This window comes from Micromonospora sp. NPDC003944, assembly GCF_053605225.1.
This window is the reverse complement of the sequence record NZ_JBSGIV010000024.1, coordinates 57,307-76,373: the sequence shown is the minus strand read 5'-3', so window position 1 is coordinate 76,373 and position 19,067 is coordinate 57,307. Positions and strand designations below refer to the sequence as shown.

11 protein-coding genes and 1 pseudogene are annotated in these 19,067 nt (G+C 69.9%); 3 read left to right on the top strand and 9 right to left on the bottom strand.

Annotated features, from left to right (window positions below; all coding sequences use genetic code 11):
• Positions 1–7: 7 nt before the first annotated feature.
• Positions 8–1,105: pseudogene (locus ACWER9_RS14630) on the top strand (LysM peptidoglycan-binding domain-containing protein); the annotation flags it as partial.
• A 493-nt stretch (positions 1,106–1,598) separates the two neighbouring features.
• Here the strand turns inward: ACWER9_RS14630 and ACWER9_RS14625 are convergent.
• Complete coding sequence (locus ACWER9_RS14625) at positions 1,599–2,453, bottom strand: DUF2231 domain-containing protein (RefSeq protein ID WP_452302308.1); 855 nt, start codon at positions 2,451–2,453, stop codon at positions 1,599–1,601.
• A gap of 197 nt (positions 2,454–2,650) precedes the next feature.
• Between ACWER9_RS14625 and ACWER9_RS14620 the strand changes: the two genes are divergently transcribed.
• On the top strand, positions 2,651–3,451 hold the full coding sequence (locus ACWER9_RS14620; protein WP_452302328.1) for a crotonase/enoyl-CoA hydratase family protein: 801 nt from the start codon (positions 2,651–2,653) through the stop codon (positions 3,449–3,451).
• A 1-nt stretch (position 3,452) separates the two neighbouring features.
• On the opposite strand, the gene ACWER9_RS14615 is transcribed toward ACWER9_RS14620, so the two are convergent.
• The 8 genes from ACWER9_RS14615 to ACWER9_RS14580 form a co-directional block, all read right to left on the bottom strand.
• Complete coding sequence (locus ACWER9_RS14615) at positions 3,453–7,154, bottom strand: discoidin domain-containing protein (RefSeq protein ID WP_452302307.1); 3,702 nt, start codon at positions 7,152–7,154, stop codon at positions 3,453–3,455.
• A gap of 188 nt (positions 7,155–7,342) precedes the next feature.
• Positions 7,343–10,225, bottom strand: coding sequence for a galactose-binding domain-containing protein (locus ACWER9_RS14610; protein WP_452302306.1), 2,883 nt, complete (start codon positions 10,223–10,225; stop codon positions 7,343–7,345).
• Positions 10,226–10,368: 143 nt separating this feature from the next.
• On the bottom strand, positions 10,369–11,988 hold the full coding sequence (locus ACWER9_RS14605) for a glycoside hydrolase family 13 protein (RefSeq protein WP_452302305.1): 1,620 nt from the start codon (positions 11,986–11,988) through the stop codon (positions 10,369–10,371).
• 140 nt (positions 11,989–12,128) lie between these two features.
• Positions 12,129–13,016 (bottom strand): carbohydrate ABC transporter permease, encoded by an 888-nt coding sequence (locus ACWER9_RS14600; RefSeq protein WP_366605994.1) that lies wholly within the window; start codon positions 13,014–13,016, stop codon positions 12,129–12,131.
• A gap of 11 nt (positions 13,017–13,027) precedes the next feature.
• Entirely contained in the window at positions 13,028–13,984 is a 957-nt protein-coding gene (locus tag ACWER9_RS14595) for a carbohydrate ABC transporter permease (protein WP_452302304.1), read from the bottom strand.
• A gap of 87 nt (positions 13,985–14,071) precedes the next feature.
• Positions 14,072–15,451: an ABC transporter substrate-binding protein gene (locus tag ACWER9_RS14590; RefSeq protein ID WP_452302303.1), complete on the bottom strand. Its 1,380-nt coding sequence runs from the start codon at positions 15,449–15,451 to the stop codon at positions 14,072–14,074.
• Between the two features lie 333 nt (positions 15,452–15,784).
• Positions 15,785–16,789: a LacI family DNA-binding transcriptional regulator gene (locus ACWER9_RS14585; RefSeq protein ID WP_452302302.1), complete on the bottom strand. Its 1,005-nt coding sequence runs from the start codon at positions 16,787–16,789 to the stop codon at positions 15,785–15,787.
• A gap of 198 nt (positions 16,790–16,987) precedes the next feature.
• Positions 16,988–18,475, bottom strand: coding sequence for a dihydrolipoyl dehydrogenase family protein (locus ACWER9_RS14580; protein ID WP_452302301.1), 1,488 nt, complete (start codon positions 18,473–18,475; stop codon positions 16,988–16,990).
• Here ACWER9_RS14580 and ACWER9_RS14575 point away from each other — a divergent pair.
• Positions 18,468–19,064 (top strand): serine hydrolase, encoded by a 597-nt coding sequence (locus tag ACWER9_RS14575; RefSeq protein ID WP_452302327.1) that lies wholly within the window; start codon positions 18,468–18,470, stop codon positions 19,062–19,064. The two genes, ACWER9_RS14580 and ACWER9_RS14575, sit on opposite strands and share 8 nt — an antisense overlap.
• The last annotated feature ends 3 nt before the right edge of the window (positions 19,065–19,067 follow it).

The window sequence follows — 19,067 nt, the reverse complement described above, 5'->3', positions numbered from 1 at the left end:
GGCAGCCATGCCCGCATCGGGTGGGTCCGTCGTACGGCGGACCGGACGGATCCTCACCGGCATCGGCGCGCTGGCCGTACTCCTGGTGTTACTTGTCGGCGCGCCGATCGCGCTGCTCGCCTTTGCCGGTAACCCCCTGCCCGATCACCTCCCCACGATCAATGAGGTGGGTACCGCGCTGACCAGCCGCGACGACGGTCAGCTCTTCCTGCGGGCGCTGGCCGTGGCCGGGTGGTTCGGCTGGGCGACGTTCGCCTTCTCCGTCCTCGTCGAGCTGGGCGCGCAGACCCTGCGCCGGCCGGCGCCGAAGCTGCCCGGGATGGGCCGCCAGCAGAAGGCCGCTGCCGCGCTTGTCGGCTCGGTCGCGCTGATCCTGGTCGCCAGCCCGGCCGCCGCCAGCGCCGCGGCGGTCTACGGAGCCCCGGCGTACGCGAGTCCGAGCACACCGGCCGTCACCACCCTCGCCGCACCGGCCCGCGCCGCGACGACACCGGACACGGCCGCGCCGGTGGCGCAGCGCGGGCTGCTGGGCATGGCTGGAACGGGACTCGCCGCCCCCGCCGGCGCGGCGGCGACCAACGACGCCGCGCCGGTCTACCGGGTGGCCCGGGGCGACTATCTCGGGGAGGTGGCCGAGCGCTACCTGGACGAGTTCGGCGACTACCGGCAGCTCGCCAAGCTGAACAAGCTCGACGACCCGGACCGGATCCGCCCCGGCCAACTACTCCGGCTACCCACCGAGGCCACCGACCAAGGGACCCGGCAGCACGCCACCGGTCGGCTCGTCGACCGTCCCGCGCCGCCGAAGCCGCCTACGCCCCGGCCGGCGCCCGAGCGGGCCGCACCGCCGCGGGTGGCTCCGGCACCACCGAGCGGTACGCAGTCAGCGGGCCAGCCACCGGCGATGACTGTCGGTGCCGCCCGGGCCGGCGCGGAAGATCGGGTGAACCGACCGTTGGCGGTCTCCGCCGTCCTGGCCGTGGCGAGCATCGTCGGTGCCCAGATCGGCGCGGTGCTGGGGCTACGCCGCCGTCCGGCCACCGCCGGGGCGGCTCCCCGACTGGCAGCGTCCTCCCGCACGTCGTCTCGGCGCGGCGCGGGCCGGGGCAGTGGCGCGGGCCGGAGCAGTGAGGGCGCGGGCCGGCGGGGCGGTGGTGGGGCAGCCGGGAGTGGTGCCGCATGGGCTGCCAGCCGGGCGGCTGCGGCAATCGAAGCTCCCGCGACACCGAGCGGCGGCACGGCACCGAACGGCGGTGGCTTCGCATCTTCCGACAGTGGGGGTGCGCCTTCCGGCAGCCGGGTGGCGCCGGCCGGAAGCGGAATGGCTGTCCCCGGCAGCACCGCGTTCCTGGGCAGCGGGATGGCCCTCTCCGGCGGCACGGCGCCCCTCGGTGGTGGCAACGAAGGCGAGCTGTTCAACGGTGAGCACGGCCTCGACTCGGTGCCAGACGGGCCGCCGATCGGCCGACACCGACGCCCCTGAGCAGCGCCGGGGGCAATGCCTCGGAGAGCGGTATACCTCTGAGTCATAACTATGACTCAGAGGTATACGCGTCGAGGACGACATTGGCTCCCCGGCGGGGACATCGCGTAGAACGTCAGGGCAGGCGGGTCTGGAGCACACCGTTCTGGATCCGGGTGGGCAGGACCTGTTGGTCGTTGCCGGACGGTCCCTGCACGACCTCGCCACCGTTGAGCCGGAACGCGCTGCCGTGCCACGGGCAGACCACACAGGCGTGGCCGTCGATCTCCTGCACCTCGCCCTCGCCGAGCGGCCCGCTCTGGTGCGGGCAGCGCTCCAACATCACGGTCACCTCGTCGCCGTGCCGGTAGAGGATCACCGAGATGTCGTCGTCGACCTCTCGGGTGATCAGGGTGCGTTGTGGCAACGTCGCCATGTCTGCCAACGAGTGCCAGCCATCGCTCATCCGGTGCAGCTCGGAGACGCTCTGGTTGACCTGCGCCCCCTGCTTGTACGCCAGGTGCCCCCCGATGTACGCGCCCAGGCTCACGGTGGAGAGCCCGAGGAAGCCGAGGGCGCGGCCCGTCGTATGGCGGCCGGAGAGACGTGCGGCCAACGAGCCGGCGTAGAGCGTCAGGCCGACGGTGTTGGCGGCGGCGTGCACCAGGCCGACCCGGCGCTGGTCCCGGGCGAGTGCAGCCCAGTCGTTCAGGCCGGCGACCGCCGCGGGCAGCGCGCTGACCGTGCCCAGGCCGACCAGCACGGTGGCGGGCCGACGCTGCCCGGGCATGAGGTCGAGCACCGCGGCGCTGATCCATGCGCCGACCGGCACCTGCACCATCGCCGGGTGCAGCGGATGCCCGAGGGTCACCCCGTGCAGCAGGTCGCGCAGCCGGCGCGGGCGCAGCGTCCCCAGGACTGCCTTCTGCAACCGGTCGCCCGCGCGGTCCAGTCGGGATTCCTGCTCAACTTTCGTCAGAAGTGCTCGCACGAGTATCGACTTCCCGGCGATCGCCGTCGCAAACCGGTCGGCGGCGACAAACCTGCCGCACCCCCCACAACTCCGATCTTGCGGTTTCTGCTCCGATAACTCGTCTCATATCCCGCATATCGGCAACCGGAAGTGCAAGATCGACGGGGATTGTGAGGGTGGGGCCGGGCAGGGATGCTTGCGGGATGGGTGTGGGTGTGGGTGTGCGGGTGGAGCGGGTCGGGGCGGTCACCACAGTGGTGCTGGACCGGCCGGAGGTGCGCAACGCCGTCGACGGCCCTACCGCCCGGGCGCTTGCCGACGCGTTTCGGGCCTTCGAGGCCGACCCGGACGCGGCGGTGGCGGTGCTCTGGGGTGCTGGTGGCACCTTCTGCTCCGGTGCCGACCTGACGGCGATCGGCACACCTCGCGGCAACCGGGTCGAGCCGGAGGGGGACGGCCCGATGGGTCCGACCCGGATGACCCTCAGCAAGCCGGTGGTCGCGGCGATCTCCGGATACGCGGTGGCCGGCGGGCTCGAGCTGGCGCTCTGGTGCGACCTGCGGGTCGCCGAGTCCGACGCCACGCTCGGGGTGTTCTGCCGCCGCTGGGGCGTGCCGCTCGTCGACGGAGGCACCGTCCGACTGCCCCGGTTGATCGGCGAGAGTCGGGCGATGGACCTGATCCTCACCGGCCGCCGGGTGCCGGCCGAGGAGGCGTACACGATGGGTTTGGTCAATCGGCTGGTGCCACCCGGCCAGGCGCGGGCGGCGGCCGAGGAGCTGGCGGCGTCGATCGCCAGGCATCCGCAGACCTGCCTGCGCAACGACCGGGCCTCGGTGCTGGCCGGCGCGGGACGGCCGGAGCCGGAGGCGCTGGCGACCGAGTTGGCGTACGGGATCGACTCGCTTGCGGCGGACGCGCTGGCCGGCGCGGCCCGGTTCGCGGCGGGCGACGGCCGACACGGCGCGACGCCGCCGGGAGGGTGGGACCTCCCGACGGCGTCGGCTACCGGGTGAATCAGTTGCGGTTGATGGTGAAGGTTGTCGTGGTGTTGCGGATGTCCTGGTAGTTGTTTGTCAACCGCAGGTTGTTGAAGGTGACCGAGCCGACCGCCGGGCCCTGACCGGGTTCCGGCATCTCGTTGGCCCAGATCGCGTAACCGGACTTCGCGTCGTACGCGTCACCGCTCTTGCGGACGCCGCTGATCGAGATGTTGGTGAACACCGTGTCGGTGATCGGGTTCTCCGGCTGCGACCCGGTGTACTTGGTCTGGAACATGATCCCGGTGTACGTCGGGTCGACGATGTCCACGTCGGACACCCGGATGCCGCGGAACTCCTTCGAGGCGGAGAAGACCCAGATCGCCGGGAACGTCTGGGAGCCCCAGAAGTGCCCGCCCGCTCTGATCAGCGAGATGTTCTGGAACTGGGTCGGCGGGCTGGCCCCGAACCCGATGAACGGGTAGCCGAAGTCCAGCGAGCTGATGGTGATCCCGGAGTACGTCAACATGTCCGCGATGTAGAGGTTGCGGAAGATGTTGTTGTAGCCGCCGTAGACCGCCAATCCGGCCGCCCGCCAGGTCAGCGTGGCCGAGAGGTTCTCGAACACGTTGCCGTTGTTGCCGACCGAGGCGCCCTGGTCGGTCGCCGAGAAGAGGGCGAACGCGTCGTCGCCGTTCGACCGCCCCTCGGTGTTGGTGACCAGGTTGTTGGTGCTGCCGTTGGTCAGGTTCACCCCGTCGGCGAAGGTGTTGCGGAAGCGACTGTTCTTGATGGTCAGCCCGCTGACGCTCACCCCCCAGTACGCGCAGACGGTGTGCTCGACCCAGACGCTGTCCAGGGTCATGTTGTCGACGTCCTTCAGCTCACCCCAGACCTTGCCCGGCCCGTCGATCCGGTTGGTGTAGTTGCCGAAGAAGGCCAGGTGCGAGAAGGACGACCCGCTGGCCGAGGACTCCACCCGGAAGCCCGCGTCGGTGTTCTGCTGACCGGTCGGCGTCTGGAAGCGGGTGTACCACATGCCCGCCCCGACCACGGTGATCGGCTTGCCGTACACCTGGAACTTCTGCGCGGTCTCGTAGGTGCCGGCCGGCAGGTAGACGCCGAGCAGGTTGCCGGTGGTGTCCATCCGGACCGCGTCCAGCGCGTTCTGGACGTCCTGGTGGCTGAAGCCGGACGGCACCCGGTAACGCGCCGAGTCCGGGTTGGCGCGCGGTGCGACAAGCTCCAGGTTGACGAAGTCGATCGCGTACGTGGTGGTGTTGGCCGGGTCCTTCTGCAGACGGATCTTGCTGCCGGCCGGGATCGTCGAGTTCAGCATCACGTTCGCCTCGTCGTACAGGTGGCGAGGCGGGCCGGCGCTCGGCGAGTCACTCGGGCTGGCCTCCGCACCGTAGAGCCAGATGTGCTTGGAGGTCAGGTTGATCGGCTTGTGCAGGGTGCCGTTGACGTAGATGTTGAGCGTCGAGTCGATGCCCCCGCCGCCCGCCGAGTCGGGGATGGAGAAGCGGGTGACGAGGGTGTTCGTCGCCGCCCGGGTGGTCCACTCAACGTACGCGCCGGTGCTGTTGAGGGTGACCGCCCGACGTCCGGACGCCTCACCGCCGAGGTTGCCGATCTCCCGGTTGGGGCCGACCTGACCGGCGCCGCCGCCGGTGGTGCCGTCCTCGGCCTCGTACATGTCGTAGCCCAGGTTGGCGCCGCGACCCACGAAGAGCGGCCGGTCGGTGGTGTTGTTCGTCTGCTTCACCGGCAGCTCGTTGCCGTCCACGGCGAGCACCACCCGGACGGTGTACTTGCCGTTCGCGGCGGTCCAGGTACCCAGGTTGATCGGGCCGACCGTCGCGCCAGCGTTGATCACGCCGGAGTAGGAGCCGGTCAGGGTACGGACTGCAGTACCGGACTCGTTGAGCACGGTCAGGGTGATGCCGTGCGCGCCGGACGCGGACGCCTGGTTGCCGGCGTTGCGGATCGACACCGAGAAGGTGACGGTGCTGCCCGGTGGCGGGTTGCCCGGCGACCAGTCGACAGCGGACGCGACCAGGTCGGAGCTGGCGACCGCGCCGACCACGAGCGGGCTGGGGTTGGTGTAGCTGTTGTTGGTGTCGTCCTGCTCGACGACGGTGTTCGACTCGTCGACCTTGGCGCTGAGCGGGTAGCTGCCCGAGTCCCGGGTGCCGATGCTGGCGCTGACGGTGGTCGACGCGCCGGCCGCGAGGCTGCCGACCGACGCGGTGCCGACCCGGGTGGAGCCCAGGTAGAAGTTGACGTTCGTCGCACCGGAGGTCGCCGAGCCGGCGTTGCGCACGGTTGCCGAGAGGGTGATGGTGCTGGTCTCGACCGGCGCGGACGGGCTGAACGACATGCCGGTCACGGTCAGGTCCGGGTTCGGCGCCGGGGTGCCGAAGACCTGGAACTCGGCCACCTGCCCGGCCGGGGCACCGGTGTTCGAGGCGATCGAGAGCCGCACGTCGGCCGCCGCACCGGAGACCGGGATGGTCACCGTGTTGCCGCTGCCCGGGTTGAACGTGTAGCTCGCCGCACCGACCAGGGTGGTGAAGCTCGACGAGCCCTGGTCCCGGCCGAGCACCGTGATGTTCTGGGTACGCGTGCCCCACGCCGAGTCCGGGTTGAGCTTCAGCACGACCTGGCTGAGGCTGGCGTTCGCGCCGAGCTGCACGGTGAGCGTGCTCGGGTTGCCGTTGCCCTCCCAGTAGGTGGCCACGTTGTTGTCGTTGGCGTTGGTGGCCACGAACGTGTGCACGAAGCCGGAGGCGGTGATCGGCTTACCGACCGCCAGGTTGCTCCCGGTGGGCGGGTTGCCGGTGCCGGTCCGGGTCACCGTGTTGCTGTTCGACGACTGGTTGCCGGCCGCGTCCTTGGCCCGCACGTAGTACGAGACGGTGGCGCTGTCCGCCTGGCTGTCGGTGTACGTCAGGGTCGAGCCGTTGACGCTGCCGCGCAGCGCGCCGTTGGCGTAGATGTCGTACCCGGTCACCCCGACGTTGTCGCTCGACGCCGACCAGGTGAGCCGGATCTGCCCGCTGGCCGGCTGGGTGTAGGCCAGGCTGCCCGGCGCGGTGGGGGCCTGGGTGTCGGTGCTGCCGGTGGCGCCGTACACCTCGACCTCGGAGAACTGCGCGGCCGGCCAGCCGGTGTTGCCGGTGACCTGGACGCGTACGTAGCGGGTGCTGGCCGCGGTGAAGCTGACCGTCGCGGTGTTGCCGCTGCTCGGGTTGAAGGTGTAGCCGGCGGACGCCTTCAGCGTGCTGAAGGACGAGCCGTTCGTCGAGCCCAGCACCGACAGTGTCTGGGTCCGGGTCTGCCAGTCCGACGACGGCGGCAACTTCAGCACCACCCGGTCCACGTTGACCGTGGCGCCGAGGTCGGCCTGGATCCACTGCGGGAAGGCGTTGTTGTTGCTCTCCCAGTAGGTCGACGCGTTGCCGTCGTTGGCGTTGCCCGCCACGTAGTTCTGGTTATAGCTGCTTGCGGTCATGGTGGCGGAGAGCCCGGCGAGCATGGCCACCCGCGCGGCGGCGGCGACCCGGTCGGCCGCCGGAGCCGCGCTCGCCGCGGGGGTGACGACCGGGGCGGTGGCGAGGAGCATCCCGGCGAGCGCGCCGGCGAGCATCCGACGGCGGCCCGTTTGGGCGGTGCGGGGGACGGTGGTGGGCGCGCCGATTGGCGGCGTGCCTCGTCTGGTGCCGTTACTGGACATGGGGTCGCTACACCTCTTTCGGGGGTGGGTGTGGGGTGCGTTGCCCGGCGACGGGTGCAGGGGTACGCCCGTCGTTCCGCGACAGGTGGGGGACGGTGCGGGTGGGGCGGGTCGGCCCTCCGGCGCGGCGTTGTGCCGGAGGGCCCGGACCGGGTGGCCCCCGCCCGGTCCGGGCGGGGGCACCCGACCTAGCTGGAGTAGACCTCGAACTCGCTGAGCTGGCCGGCCGGCCAGCCGCTGTTGCCGGTGACGGTCAGCCGCAGGTACCGCTGGGTGGTCGCCGTGAAGGTCACGGTGACCGTGTTGCCGCTGGCCGGGTTGAAGCTGTAGCCGGCGGACGCCTTCAGCGTGCTGAACGTCGAGCCGTTCGTGGAGCCGAGCACCGACAGCGTCTGGGTACGCGTCTGCCAGGCCGACGATGGTGGGAGCTTCAGCACGACCCGGGACACCGAACGGTCGGCCCCCAGGTCCACGGTCAACGACTGCGGGAACGCGTTGTTGGCGCTCTCCCAGTAGGTGTTCGCGTTGCCGTCCACCGCGTTGGGGGCGGCGTACACGTCGGAGTGGCTGGTCTCGGTGATCGACCGCCCGGCCGCCAGGTTGCCGCTTGGCGGCGGCGTGGTCGGGGGCGGGGTGGTCGTCGGGGGCGTGGTGGTGGGCGGTGGCGTGGTCTGCGTGCCGCCGTACACCTCGACCTCGGAGAGCTGTGCGGCCGGCCAGCCGGTGTTGCCGGTGACGGTGACCCGGAGGTAGCGGCGGTCACCGGAGGGCAGCCCGATCGACACGGTGTTGCCCGAGCCGGGGGCGAAGACCCGACCTGCGGACGACGCCAGCGTGCTGTACGACGAGCCGTCGGTGGAACCGAGCACCGACAGCGTCTGGGTGCGCTGCTCCCAACCGCTCGGCAGCTTGAGCACCACCCGGTCGACGGACCGGGACGCGCCCAGGTCGATGGTGACCGACTGGGGGAAGGCGTTGTTGGCGCTCTCCCAGTAGCTGGCCGCGTTGCCGTCCACCACGTTGGCTGCCGTGTAGCTCTGGTTGGTGCTGGTCGCGGTCGTCGACCGGCCCAGCGCCAGGTTCCCGCCGGTCGGGGGCGGCGTGGTGGGCGGTGGGGTGGTGGGCGGCGTCGTGGTCGGCGGCGGGGTCGTGGTGGGCGGCGGCGAGGTGGGTCCGCCACCCCACTGTGGGTTCGGCCACGGGCCGCAGTACGGGGTCGGGGTGTACCAGCCGGAGTTGCCGGAGCCCTGGGTGATCTGGAAGCCACCGCCCACGCAGTTGTGCATCGGGTTGCTCTGCGCGATGTTGGTGGCCCGCACGTTGGTGAAGGACACCTGGCTGGGCGCCTGCACCTGGAGCGCGTACGTGCCGGCGCCGTCGATCCGGACGTTGCTGAGGTTGATGCCGCTGGTCTGGCCCTCGATCCAGTGCAGCGCCGCGTAGGAGCTGTCCAGGATGTCGGTGTCGGTGATGTTGATGGTGGCCTGCTGGAACGACTCGTTGAGGGCGGAGAACCAGATCGCCCCGACGCCGAAGTTCCAGTTGTAGTCCGAGTTGCCGTTGCGGATCAACGTGTTCCGGGCGATCGTCCAGGTGCCCCGGACCGCGGTGTCGCCCTGCACACCCGGATAGCGGTTCGCGACGTGGATGCCGCCGCCGTTGGTGAGCGAGTCGGCGGTCACGTTGTCAGTGATCTTGATATCCCGACCGCCGTAGCTGACCAGGTGATTCGCCAGCAGGGTCACGCCGATGGTGTTGTTGGTGAACGAGTTGTTGACGTTCGGCACGCTCTGCGCCCACATCGCCAACGCGTCGTCGCCGGTGTTGCGGACGAACGTGTTCGTCACCGTCGAGTTGGTGACGCCGGTGTGGAAGTTCACCCCGTCCGCGGTCTGGTCCAGGATCCGGCTGTTGCGGATCGTGAAGTTGTCCATCGGGCCGTCCATCCACGCCCCGACCTTGGTGTTCTCCAGCCACAGGTTGTCGACCACCGAGTTGGTCATCGCCCCGCCCAGGGCGTTGACCTGGTCGTCGTCGACCCGCTCGCGGATGTCGCCGATGATTGCGAAGTCCCGCAGCGTGACGTTGCGGCTGGGCCCGTTGGCCTCGTGCGACCGGACCGGGCCGGTGTAGCCGCCACCGGGGACGTACTTGCCGTAGATGCCGACGGACCTGTTCCGCTCGGTGGGGTGCCGGCCGCCGAGCACCGAGTACCAGGGGCCCGCGCCGCGCAGCGTCACCCCGTCGACCACCACGTGGTCCCAGAGGGTGAAGGTGCCGGTCGGGATCCAGACCGCCCGGCCCTGGGCCTTACCCGCGTCGACCGCGGCCTGGAACTTCGCCGTCGAGTCGGTCGCGCCGCTCGGGTCCGCGCCGAAGTCGGTGACCACGTCGATGACACCGCTGGGCTTGGCGATCGGCGCGACGAGCTCGAAGTCGGCCAGGTCGATGGTGAAGGTGGGCGACTGGGCCGTCGAGGAGACCTGGAGGCGGATCTTCGTGCCGGCCGGCTGGGTGCTGCCGAACAAGGCCCGGGTCTCGTCGTAGAAGTGGTGCGGGTTGGTGTCGCCCGGGTTGTTGTTGAACGGGTATCCGCCGTAGTACCAGCCGTACTTCGACGTCACCGGGACCGACTTCAGCAGGTTGCCGTTGGCTCGCAGGTCGATCGTGGCGTCCCGGCCGGTGCCGGCCGAGTTGTCCGGCAGGCTGTAGCGGAAGGTGACCGCGTTGGCCGGGGCGGTGAGGGTGAACTCGACGTACTCACCGACGGCGTCGAGGGTGACCGCCTCCCGGCCGGACGCCTCGGACGGCAGCGTGCCGTAGCGCCGGTCCGGGCCGATCTTCGTGCCGTTGTGGGCGACCTTCTCCGCCTCGTGCTCGATGAAGGGCACGGTGGCACCCCGGTTGGGGATGTCGAACGGGGACAACCCCGCAGCCGAGGCCGGGGTCGCGGTGCCGGTGACCGCGAGGGCGGTCACCGATGTGGCGGCGAGCAGGGCGGCGGCGATGGCGGCCAACCCTGCCCGGGTCGGGTGTCGGTGGTGCGGGGTGCCGGTGGTGTGGTTGGCCATGAGCTGCGCTCTCCCTTTCGTCAGGCAGGCCAGGTCCCCCCGTGTCGGTGCGGTGTCGCGCGTCCCCCCTCGGTCCTCCCTTCGGTGTGGCATGGTGCCGGCGGCCGGGACGGGCCGCCGGCACCACGGCGAGCAGAGTCAGGTCAGGCCGGGCCGTCCGCCGGGCGCGGCCCGTCGGTGGATTCGGCGGTACGCAGCCAGACCGCTGTGTCGGACGGCAGCAGCCCGTCGTCGAGCGGCCCGCTGGCCAGCAGCAACTCCCCCTGAGCTGGCATCGGCACCGGCACGGCGGACAGGTTGACCAGGCAGGTGAAGCCACTGCCACGGCTGAACGCGAGCACCCCGTCCGGGGCGGGCAGCCAGGTCAGCTCACCGTCACCGAGCGCCGGGTCGGCCTTGCGGGTCTGGATCGCCGCCCGGTACAGCTCCAGCATCGAGGCCGAGTCGCCGGTCTGCGCGCTGGCCGTCCGCTCCTTCCAGTCGGCCGGCTGCGGCAGCCACGGGGCAGCGGCACCCTCGGGGCTGAACTCGAATGGCGGCTCGTCCCCGGCCCACGGCAGCGGTACGCGGCAGCCGTCCCGACCGGGGTCGATCCGACCGGACCGCTCCCACATCGGGTCCTGACGCATCGCGTACGGAATGTCCTCGACCTCGTAGAGACCCAGCTCCTCGCCCTGGTAGACGTAGGCGGCACCGGGCAGCGACAACGAGAGCAGCGCGGCGGCGCGGGCCCGGCGGGTGCCCAGCTCCAGGTCGGTGGGGGTGCCCTCGCGCTTCGCGGCGAAGCTGAACCGCGTGTCCGCGCGACCGTAGCGGGTGACGTGCCGGGTGACGTCGTGGTTCGAGAGCACCCAGGTGGCCGGTGCGTTGACCGGCGCGTGCGCGCTCAGCGTCCCGTCGATGCTCTCCCGCAGCGCCGCGGCGTCCCACGCGCAGCCGAGGAAGTCGAAGTTGAACGCGGCGTGCAGCTCGTCCGGGCGCAGGTAGTTGGCGAACCGCTGCCGGTCCGGCAGCCACACCTCACCGATCAGCGCCCGGTCGGCGTACTCGTCGGCGACCCGACGCCAGCCCCGGTAGACGTCGTGCACGCCGTCGAGGTCGTGGAACGGGTGTGGCTCGTCCTCGCGGACCTCGGGCAGCGTCCCGTCCTTGACCAGCAGCCCGGCCGAGTCGATCCGGATGCCGTCCACGCCCCGGTCGAACCAGAACCGCAGGACGTCCTCGAACTCCTCCCGCACGCGGGGGTGGTCCCAGTTGAAGTCCGGCTGCTGCGGGGCGAAGAGGTGCAGGTACCAGTCGCCGGGGGTGCCGTCCGGGTTGGTGGTGCGGGTCCAGGTCGGCCCGCCGAACTCGCCGACCCAGTCGGTGGGCCGCTCGTCGCCGTTGGGGCCCCGGCCGGGCCGGAACCAGAACAGCTCCCGTTCGGGCGCACCGGGCCCGGCGGCGAGCGCGGCCTGGAACCAGGGGTGCGCGTCGGAGCAGTGGTTGGGTACCACGTCGACGATGGTCCGGATGCCCAGCGCGTGTGCCTCGGCGATCAGGGCCTCCGCCTCGACCAGGCTGCCGAAGACCGGGTCGATGTCGCGGTAGTCGGAGACGTCGTAGCCGGCGTCCGCCATCGGGGACGGGTACCAGGGGCTGAACCAGATCGCGTCGACGCCGAGCGCGGACAGGTGGTTCAGCCGGGACCGGATGCCGGCGATGTCACCGATGCCGTCGCCGTTACCGTCGGCGAAGCTCCGGGGATACACCTGGTAGATCACGGCTCCACGCCACCACGGACTTCTGTCAGCTGTGGACACGAGCACCTGCTTTCTGCGTCAGTACGTCGGCGGGTTCGCCGGACCTGGTCATGTGTCGGGCGAACTGTCGTTGTTCGCCGCGCGGGAGGATGCGGTGGTGGCTATCCCTTGATGCTGCCCGTGGTCAGACCGGACATGATGTTCCGTTGGAAGATCAGGAAGATGATGACCGTCGGGATCGCGGCGATGACCGACGCGGCGATCACCACGTTCATCGGTGTGCCGCCGGCGAAGGTGTAGATGCCGACGCTGACCGTCCGGGTCTCGGGCGAGGGCATGACCAGCTTCGGCCAGAGGAAGTCCTTCCACACCGCCGTCACGGCGAAGATCGAGACGACGCCGAGGATGGGGCGCGACAGCGGCAGGATGATCGACCAGAGCGTACGCAGCGACGACGCCCCGTCCATCAGGGCCGCCGCCATCAGCTCCTCGGGGATCGAGTCGAAGAACCGTTTCAACAGGAAGATGTTGAACGCGTTGGCGACCATCGGCAGCCAGATGGCGAACGGTGAGTCCAGCAGGTTGATGTGCAGGATCGGCAGGTCGAGCACCGTCACGTACTGCGGCACGATGAGGACCATCGCCGGGATCATCAGCGTCGCCAGCATCAGGCCGAGGATCGCGTTGCCGAAGATCGGTCGGAGCTTGGACAACGAGTACGCGGCGGCGCTGTCGAAGACCAGTTGGAACAGCACCGCGCCGATCGCGTAGTAGAAGGTGTTGAACAGCAGCTTGGCGAGGGCCAGGTTGTTCCACGCGTCGATGTAGTTCTGCGGCTGCGGATCCTTCGGGAACAGCGAGGGTGGGGTCTGCGCGATCTCCTGGCCGGACTTGAGCGCGCCGGTGACCATCCAGTAGAGCGGGCCGAGGAAGACGAGCGTGAACCCCGCCACGACGATGACCAGCAGCGTCCAGTAGATGACCTTGCCGCGCCCCCGGCTGATCTGGGTCTGGGAGATGAGGGTCCGGGTTCCGGAATCCTGTGCCATTCCTCGCCGTCCTAGTCCTGTTTCGCAGTCAGCCGCACGTACACGGCGGAGAAGCCGGCAAGCACCACGAGCATGATCACGCCCAGCGCGGCGGCGCCGTTGAGGTCGTTCTGGAAGAACCCGTGCTGGTAGATGAGGTACGCCACCGAGGTCGCGGAGTCCTCCGCGCCCGCACCGTTGGCGAGGATCAGTGGCTCGATGAAGAGCTGCATGGTGGCGACGATCTGCAGCATCGCCAGGAGCGCGAGGATGAGCCGGGTCTGCGGGATCGTGACGTGCACGATCCGCCGCCAGATCCCGGCGCCGTCCAGTTCGGCCGCCTCGTACAGCTCGCCGGGGATGTTCTGCAACGACGCCAGGTAGATGAGCACCGCGCCGCCCATGTTCATCCAGGTAGACGCGACCACCATCGCCGGCATCGTCATCTCGGGTGACTGCATCCACTGCGAGGTGGGCAGGTGCAGCGCCTTCAGGATCGCGTTGAAGAGACCCGCCTCGCTGGGGTCGTACGCGTAGAACTTGAAGAGGAACAACGCGGAGGCCGGCGGCAGCATCACCGGCAGGTAGACCAGGATCCGCAGGTAGCCCTTGCCGTGCCGGAACTCGTTGAGCAGGATCGCCACGAAGAACGGCACCACGTAGCCGAGGGCGAGCGCGAGCACCGTGAAGTAGAACGTGTTCTGCCAGGCCGTCCAGAAGCTCGGGTCGGCGATGATGCGGGAGTAGTTGTCCCAGCCCACCCAGGTGGTCTCGCCGCGCCGGGTGCGTTGGAAGCTCATGACGATGCCGCGGATCATCGGGTACCAGGAGAAGACGACGAAGCAGAGCACCGCCCCGATCAGGAACGCGTGACCGGTCAGGTTGTCCCGTACCTTGCGGCCGAGGCTGGTGCGCTGCGGCCTCGTCGAGTACGGCGACGGCGGGCGGCCCGGTTTCCTGCGGGTCTCCGGGACGGTGGTGATCGCCAAGGCAACTCCTGGGTGAGTCGGTGACGTCGACGATGCGGGGCGAGGAGTGTGGGGGCCGGGTCGGCGTACCGGCCCCCACACGATCGGTCAGCTCTCGGCAGCGAGGAGCTGGTTGACCTTCTCCTCGGCGGTCTTGAGCAGTGCGTCGATGTTCGAGTTCGGGTTGGTCAGCACCCCGGACATCGCGGCGTCGAGCACCGCGTAGACGGCCTGGGCGTTGCGCGGCTCACCCTTGATCGGGACCGGGGTCGCCTCGAAGAGCGCGAAGTTCGCCGTGTCGACGTTCGCGTTGGCCTTCCGCAGCTCCAGCTCCTGCTTCTGCGCGTCGCTGCCGTTGGCGAAGAGCAGCGGCTGGGGCAGACCCACCGGGTAGTTCTGCGGCTTGGCCCGGACGTAGTCGAACTGGCCCTTGCCCGGGGTGAGCTTCTGGTACGCGATCCACTTCAGACCGGCCTTGACCTGCTCGGGAGTGAGGTCCTTCTTGAAGAAGTAGCCCTCGCCACCACCGAGCGTCCCCTTCGCCGCGCTGTCCTGGCCGGGCAGCGGAGCCATCGCCCAGTCCTGGAACTTGCCCTGGAACTGGCTGACGATGGCCTGGGTGGCGTCCGGCGCGCCGATGAACATGCCGACCTTGCCCGCGCCGGCGTTCGTCAGCAGGTCGCCCCACTGCAGCAGCTGACGGGCGCCCATGCTGTTGTCGCCGTACCGCATGTCCTTGAGGTTCTGCAGGACCTGCTTGCCCATGGGGTTGTTGAAGTCGGCCTTCTTGCCGTCCTCGGTCAGCACCCGGCCGCCCTGCGAGTAGAGCAGGGAGGTGAAGTGCCAGCCGCCGGTGTTGCCGGCGCTGTACTCCGAGTAGCCGGCGATGCCGTTGCCGAGCGCGGAGATCTTCTTGGCGGCGGCCCGGACCTCGGCCCAGGTCTTCGGCGGGTTGTTCACGTCCAGCCCGGCCTGCTGGAACAGGACCTTGTTGTAGACCAGGCCCATCGAGTAGTTCTTCACCGGGACGGCGTAGAGCTTGCCGCCGTCGGTGAAGACCTCCTTGAGCGCCGGGTCGACGCTGTCCCAGGTCGCGATCGCGTCCTTGTTGACGTGCGAGCTGATGTCCATCGCCTGGCCGGAGTCGAGCACCTGCTGGAGATCGGTCATGTAGCCGTAGAAGACGTCGGTGACCGTGCCGCCGGCGAGGCGGGCGGTGAAGTCCGGCGGGTTGTTGCACTGCTCGCCGACGCTGACGCTCTTGATGGTGATGTCCGGGTTCTGCTTCTGGAACTCGGCGACGTCGTCGTTCCAGTTCTTCAGCAGCTCCTTCTGCGCGCCGACCGGCTGACAGTCGACCGTGATGGTGACCTTGCCGCTGGCGTTCGAGCCCTTGTCGTCGCTCTTCGTGGAGCACGCCGTGAGGCTGAGCCCCAGGCCGGCCACGAGCGCGACCGCCGCAGCCTTTCGGTATTGCGGTACGGACATCTGTCCATCCCTTCGGGAACGGGTGACTCCAATGACCTTCGCTGATCTGCGGTGATACGACCTGACGCCCAGTAGCTGCGTCGGAGCCAGGTGTGAGTGGAGTCACTGTAGCGAGGCCGACTCATTTCAGCAAGGTATCGACCCTGTTCCGAAAGGACACGACGTGGTTACGACAGATGTTGGCAAGTCAGTGAAAGCAGACCGATTTGTTGGCTATTGATTGCTTATGGACGGTCATTCGGCTTGATCGATTCCGGCCGTGGCGAGCAACGACGAAAACGGCCGCCGACCGCGCGAGGCGGTCGACGGCCGAAGCGTCGTTCGGTGTGGTCCCTAACGGCCGGGTGCGGGCGCGGTGGAACCCCGCACCACCAACTCCGGCTCGAACAGCAGCTCGTCCTGCAGGACGCCGGCACCCTCGATCTGGGTGACCAGCAGATCGACGGCGGCCTGCCCCATCGTCTCGATGGGCTGCCGCACCGTGGTCAACGGCGGGTCGGTGCACGTCATGAAGGCGGAGTCGTCGAAACCCACCACCGACACGTCGGCCGGCACCGAACGCCCCAACCGCCGAGCCGCGCGGATCGTGCCAAGCGCCAGCACGTCGCTGGCGCAGATGATGCCGGTCACGCCCCGCTCGAGAAGCTTCGTCGCGGCGACCCGCGCCCCCTCCATCGAGAAGCTGGAGCGCTCCACGCACTCGGCGTCGCCCTCGTCCCAGCCCGCCGCCTGGACCATCGCGTCGAACTTACGCCGGGACGGCACATGCCCCTCCGGGCCGAGCACCAGCCCGATCCGTTCGTGCCCGAGCGACCGCAGGTGCCCGTACGCCTGCTCCACCGCCACCGCGTCGTCGGTGGAGACCCGGGGGAAACCCAGCTCGTCCACACCCGCGTTGACAAGCACGACCGGAAGCCCTCGGTCGGTCAGCCGACGGTAGTGGTCGTGTCGAGCGTCGGCGAGCGCGTACGAGCCACCGGCGAAGATCACCCCGGAGACCTGATGGTCGAGGAGCATCTCCACGTAGTCCATTTCGGAGACCCCGCCGATGGTCCGGGCACAGAGCGCCGGGGTGTAACCGCGCTGGGCGAGAGTGCCGGTGACGACCTCGGCCAACGCCGGGAAGATCGGGTTCTGCAACTCGGGCAGCACCAGCCCGACCAGCCGGGCGCGTTCGCCGCGCAGCTTGGTCGGCCGCTCGTAACCGAGCACGTCAAGCGCGGTCAGCACGGCGGTCCGGGTCGCCTCGGAGACTCCGTCGCGGCCGTTGAGCACCCGGCTGACGGTGGCCTCGCTGACGCCGGCTTTCTTGGCAACTTCAGTCAACCGCTTGGTCACGGTCGCAATCGTACGTCACCTGGATGAAAGAAATGAACAGCGAATTGCCCGGCGCTTGCTGGCTGGCCGCCGTATCTGATCGACTCGGTTTTCAGGATGTCGCGGTGTCACGACGCCTCGGATGCCGCGACTTTCTGAAACACGAGTGGATCATGCGCGAGCCGCACGCGCCGCGCGAGCCGCGCGCCGCTGTCGGCGTCAGGACAGGTCGCGTAGGGCGGTTTCGATGGCCCGGTGGAAGGTCGGGTACGCGTAGATCATGTGCCGGAGCTGACTCAACGGCACCGCCGCGTGCACCGCCACCACAAGTGCGGACAGCACCTCGCCGCCGGCCGGGCCGACCGAGGTCGCACCGATGAGCACGCCCTGGTCGGCGTCGGCCACGACCTTGATGAAACCGTCGTCCCCGACCCGGTGGATCCAACCCCGGGTCGAGCTGCCGAGTTGGGTGAAGCCCACCTGGACGTTGATGCCGCGCTCACGGGCCTGCTGCTCGGTGAGCCCGACCGCACCGATCTCGGGATCGGTGAAGGTCACCCGGGGCAGCGCGCGGTAGTCGGCGCGCGGGACGGTGCCGGCCGACCCACTCGAGCCGCTGGCGGCCAGCGAGCTGGACGCGCCCATCGCTCCGCCGACCACGCTCGATGTGCCGCTGGCGTCCGCGCCCGCCTTCGCCTGCCGGGCGCGGGCCAGGATGTCGGCGATCACGATGCCCGCCTGGTACATGGCGATGTGGGTGAAGGCGCCCTCGCCGGTCAGGTCGCCGACCGCCCAGACATGGTCGGTGACGTGCAGCCGGTCGTCGACCGGGAGGTAACGCTGGCTGGCGTCCAGGCCGATCGTGTCCAGACCCAGTTCGGCCAGGTGGGCCTTGCGGCCGGTCACCACCAGCAGTCGTTCGGCGGTGAACTCCGTGCCGCCGCTGCCGCGAAGGGTGAACCTGGCCCCGTCGTGTTCGACCCGTTCGGCGCGTACCCCGGTGTGGATTTCCACGCCGTCGGCGCGCAGCGCCGCGGCGGCGACCTCGGACGCCTCGGGCTCCTCGACGGCCAGCACCCGGTCGAGCGCCTCGACCACCGTGACCCGGACGCCGAAGCGGGCGAAGACCTGCGCCAGCTCCAGACCGATCGCGCCGCCACCGAGCACGAGCATCGACTCCGGCAACTCCTCGGCCTCGATCGCCTGGTGGTTGGTCCAGTACGGCGTGTCGGCCAGGCCGTCGATCGGCGGCACCGACGGACGGGTGCCGGTGCCCAGCACCACCCCGTGCCGGGCCTCGAACACCTGGTCCCCGACCCGGACCCGGCGCGGACCGTCGAGCCGGCCGCTGCCCCGCACGAGCCGGCCGCCCTTGCCGATGAACCGTTCGGCAGCGACCGTGTCGTCCCAGGTGTCGGTGGCCTCCTCGCGGATCCGCTTGGCCACGGGCGCCCAGTCCGGCTGGACCTGCGCCGTTCCGGCGAGCCCGTCGACCCGGCGGGCCTCGGCGAGCGCGTTCGCCGCTCTGATCATCATCTTGCTCGGGATGCAGCCCCAGTAGGGGCACTCCCCGCCGACCAGATCCCGTTCGACGCCGACGACGCTCAGGCCGGCCTCGGCGAGCCGTTCGGCCACCTCCTCGCCGCCGACACCGAGCCCGACCACGACCACGTCCACAAGCTCTGCCTCCGCCACACGGATCAGCATCCCCCAGCGACAGCACCCGGACCACCGGGGTCGGTGGAAAAGTCGGCACGCTCACCAGCCCGGACGCTTACCGTGGCCGGATGCACGCTCGCTTCACCCCGGTCCGGGACTGCTTCCACGACCTGCTCGCCTCCGGTCGGGAGACCGGCGCCGGCCTGACCATCTGGTACGACGGACAGCCGGTCGTGGATCTGGTCGGCGGCACGCGCAGCGGCGGCCACCCCCGCTCTGGCGGGGCGCCGAGATGCCCGCCGTCAACCTGCACGCCACCGGGTCAGGCCTGGCCCGGCTCTACGCGGGTCTGCTGGCGGGTGGCGTGCTGGACGGCGTCCGGCTTGTCGACCAGGGCCTGATCGCGGAGGCGACGGGGGTCCAGTACGACGGGCCGGACCTGGTGCTCGACCGCCAGGTCCAGTGGACGCTCGGCATGCAGCGGGAGCCGGACGGCAGTTGGGGCATGGGCGGCATCGGTGGCAGCAGCGCCTGGGCCGACCCCGAGCGCGGCTACGTCTTCGCGTACGCCACCGCGCACCTGGCCGAGCACGACCGGGTGGACGAGCTTGTCGAGGCGTTGCACTCCGTGCTCTGAGGC

Excerpts from the sequence above, each read along its gene's own strand:
- ACWER9_RS14590 (WP_452302303.1), bottom strand. The coding sequence starts at position 15,451 with ATGTCCGTACCGCAATACCGAAAGGCTGCGGCGGTCGCGCTCGTGGCC.
- ACWER9_RS14610 (WP_452302306.1), bottom strand. The coding sequence starts at position 10,225 with ATGGCCAACCACACCACCGGCACCCCGCACCACCGACACCCGACCCGG.
- ACWER9_RS14580 (WP_452302301.1), bottom strand. The coding sequence starts at position 18,475 with ATGCTGATCCGTGTGGCGGAGGCAGAGCTTGTGGACGTGGTCGTGGTC.
- ACWER9_RS14600 (WP_366605994.1), bottom strand. The coding sequence starts at position 13,016 with ATGGCACAGGATTCCGGAACCCGGACCCTCATCTCCCAGACCCAGATC.
- ACWER9_RS14615 (WP_452302307.1), bottom strand. The coding sequence starts at position 7,154 with ATGTCCAGTAACGGCACCAGACGAGGCACGCCGCCAATCGGCGCGCCC.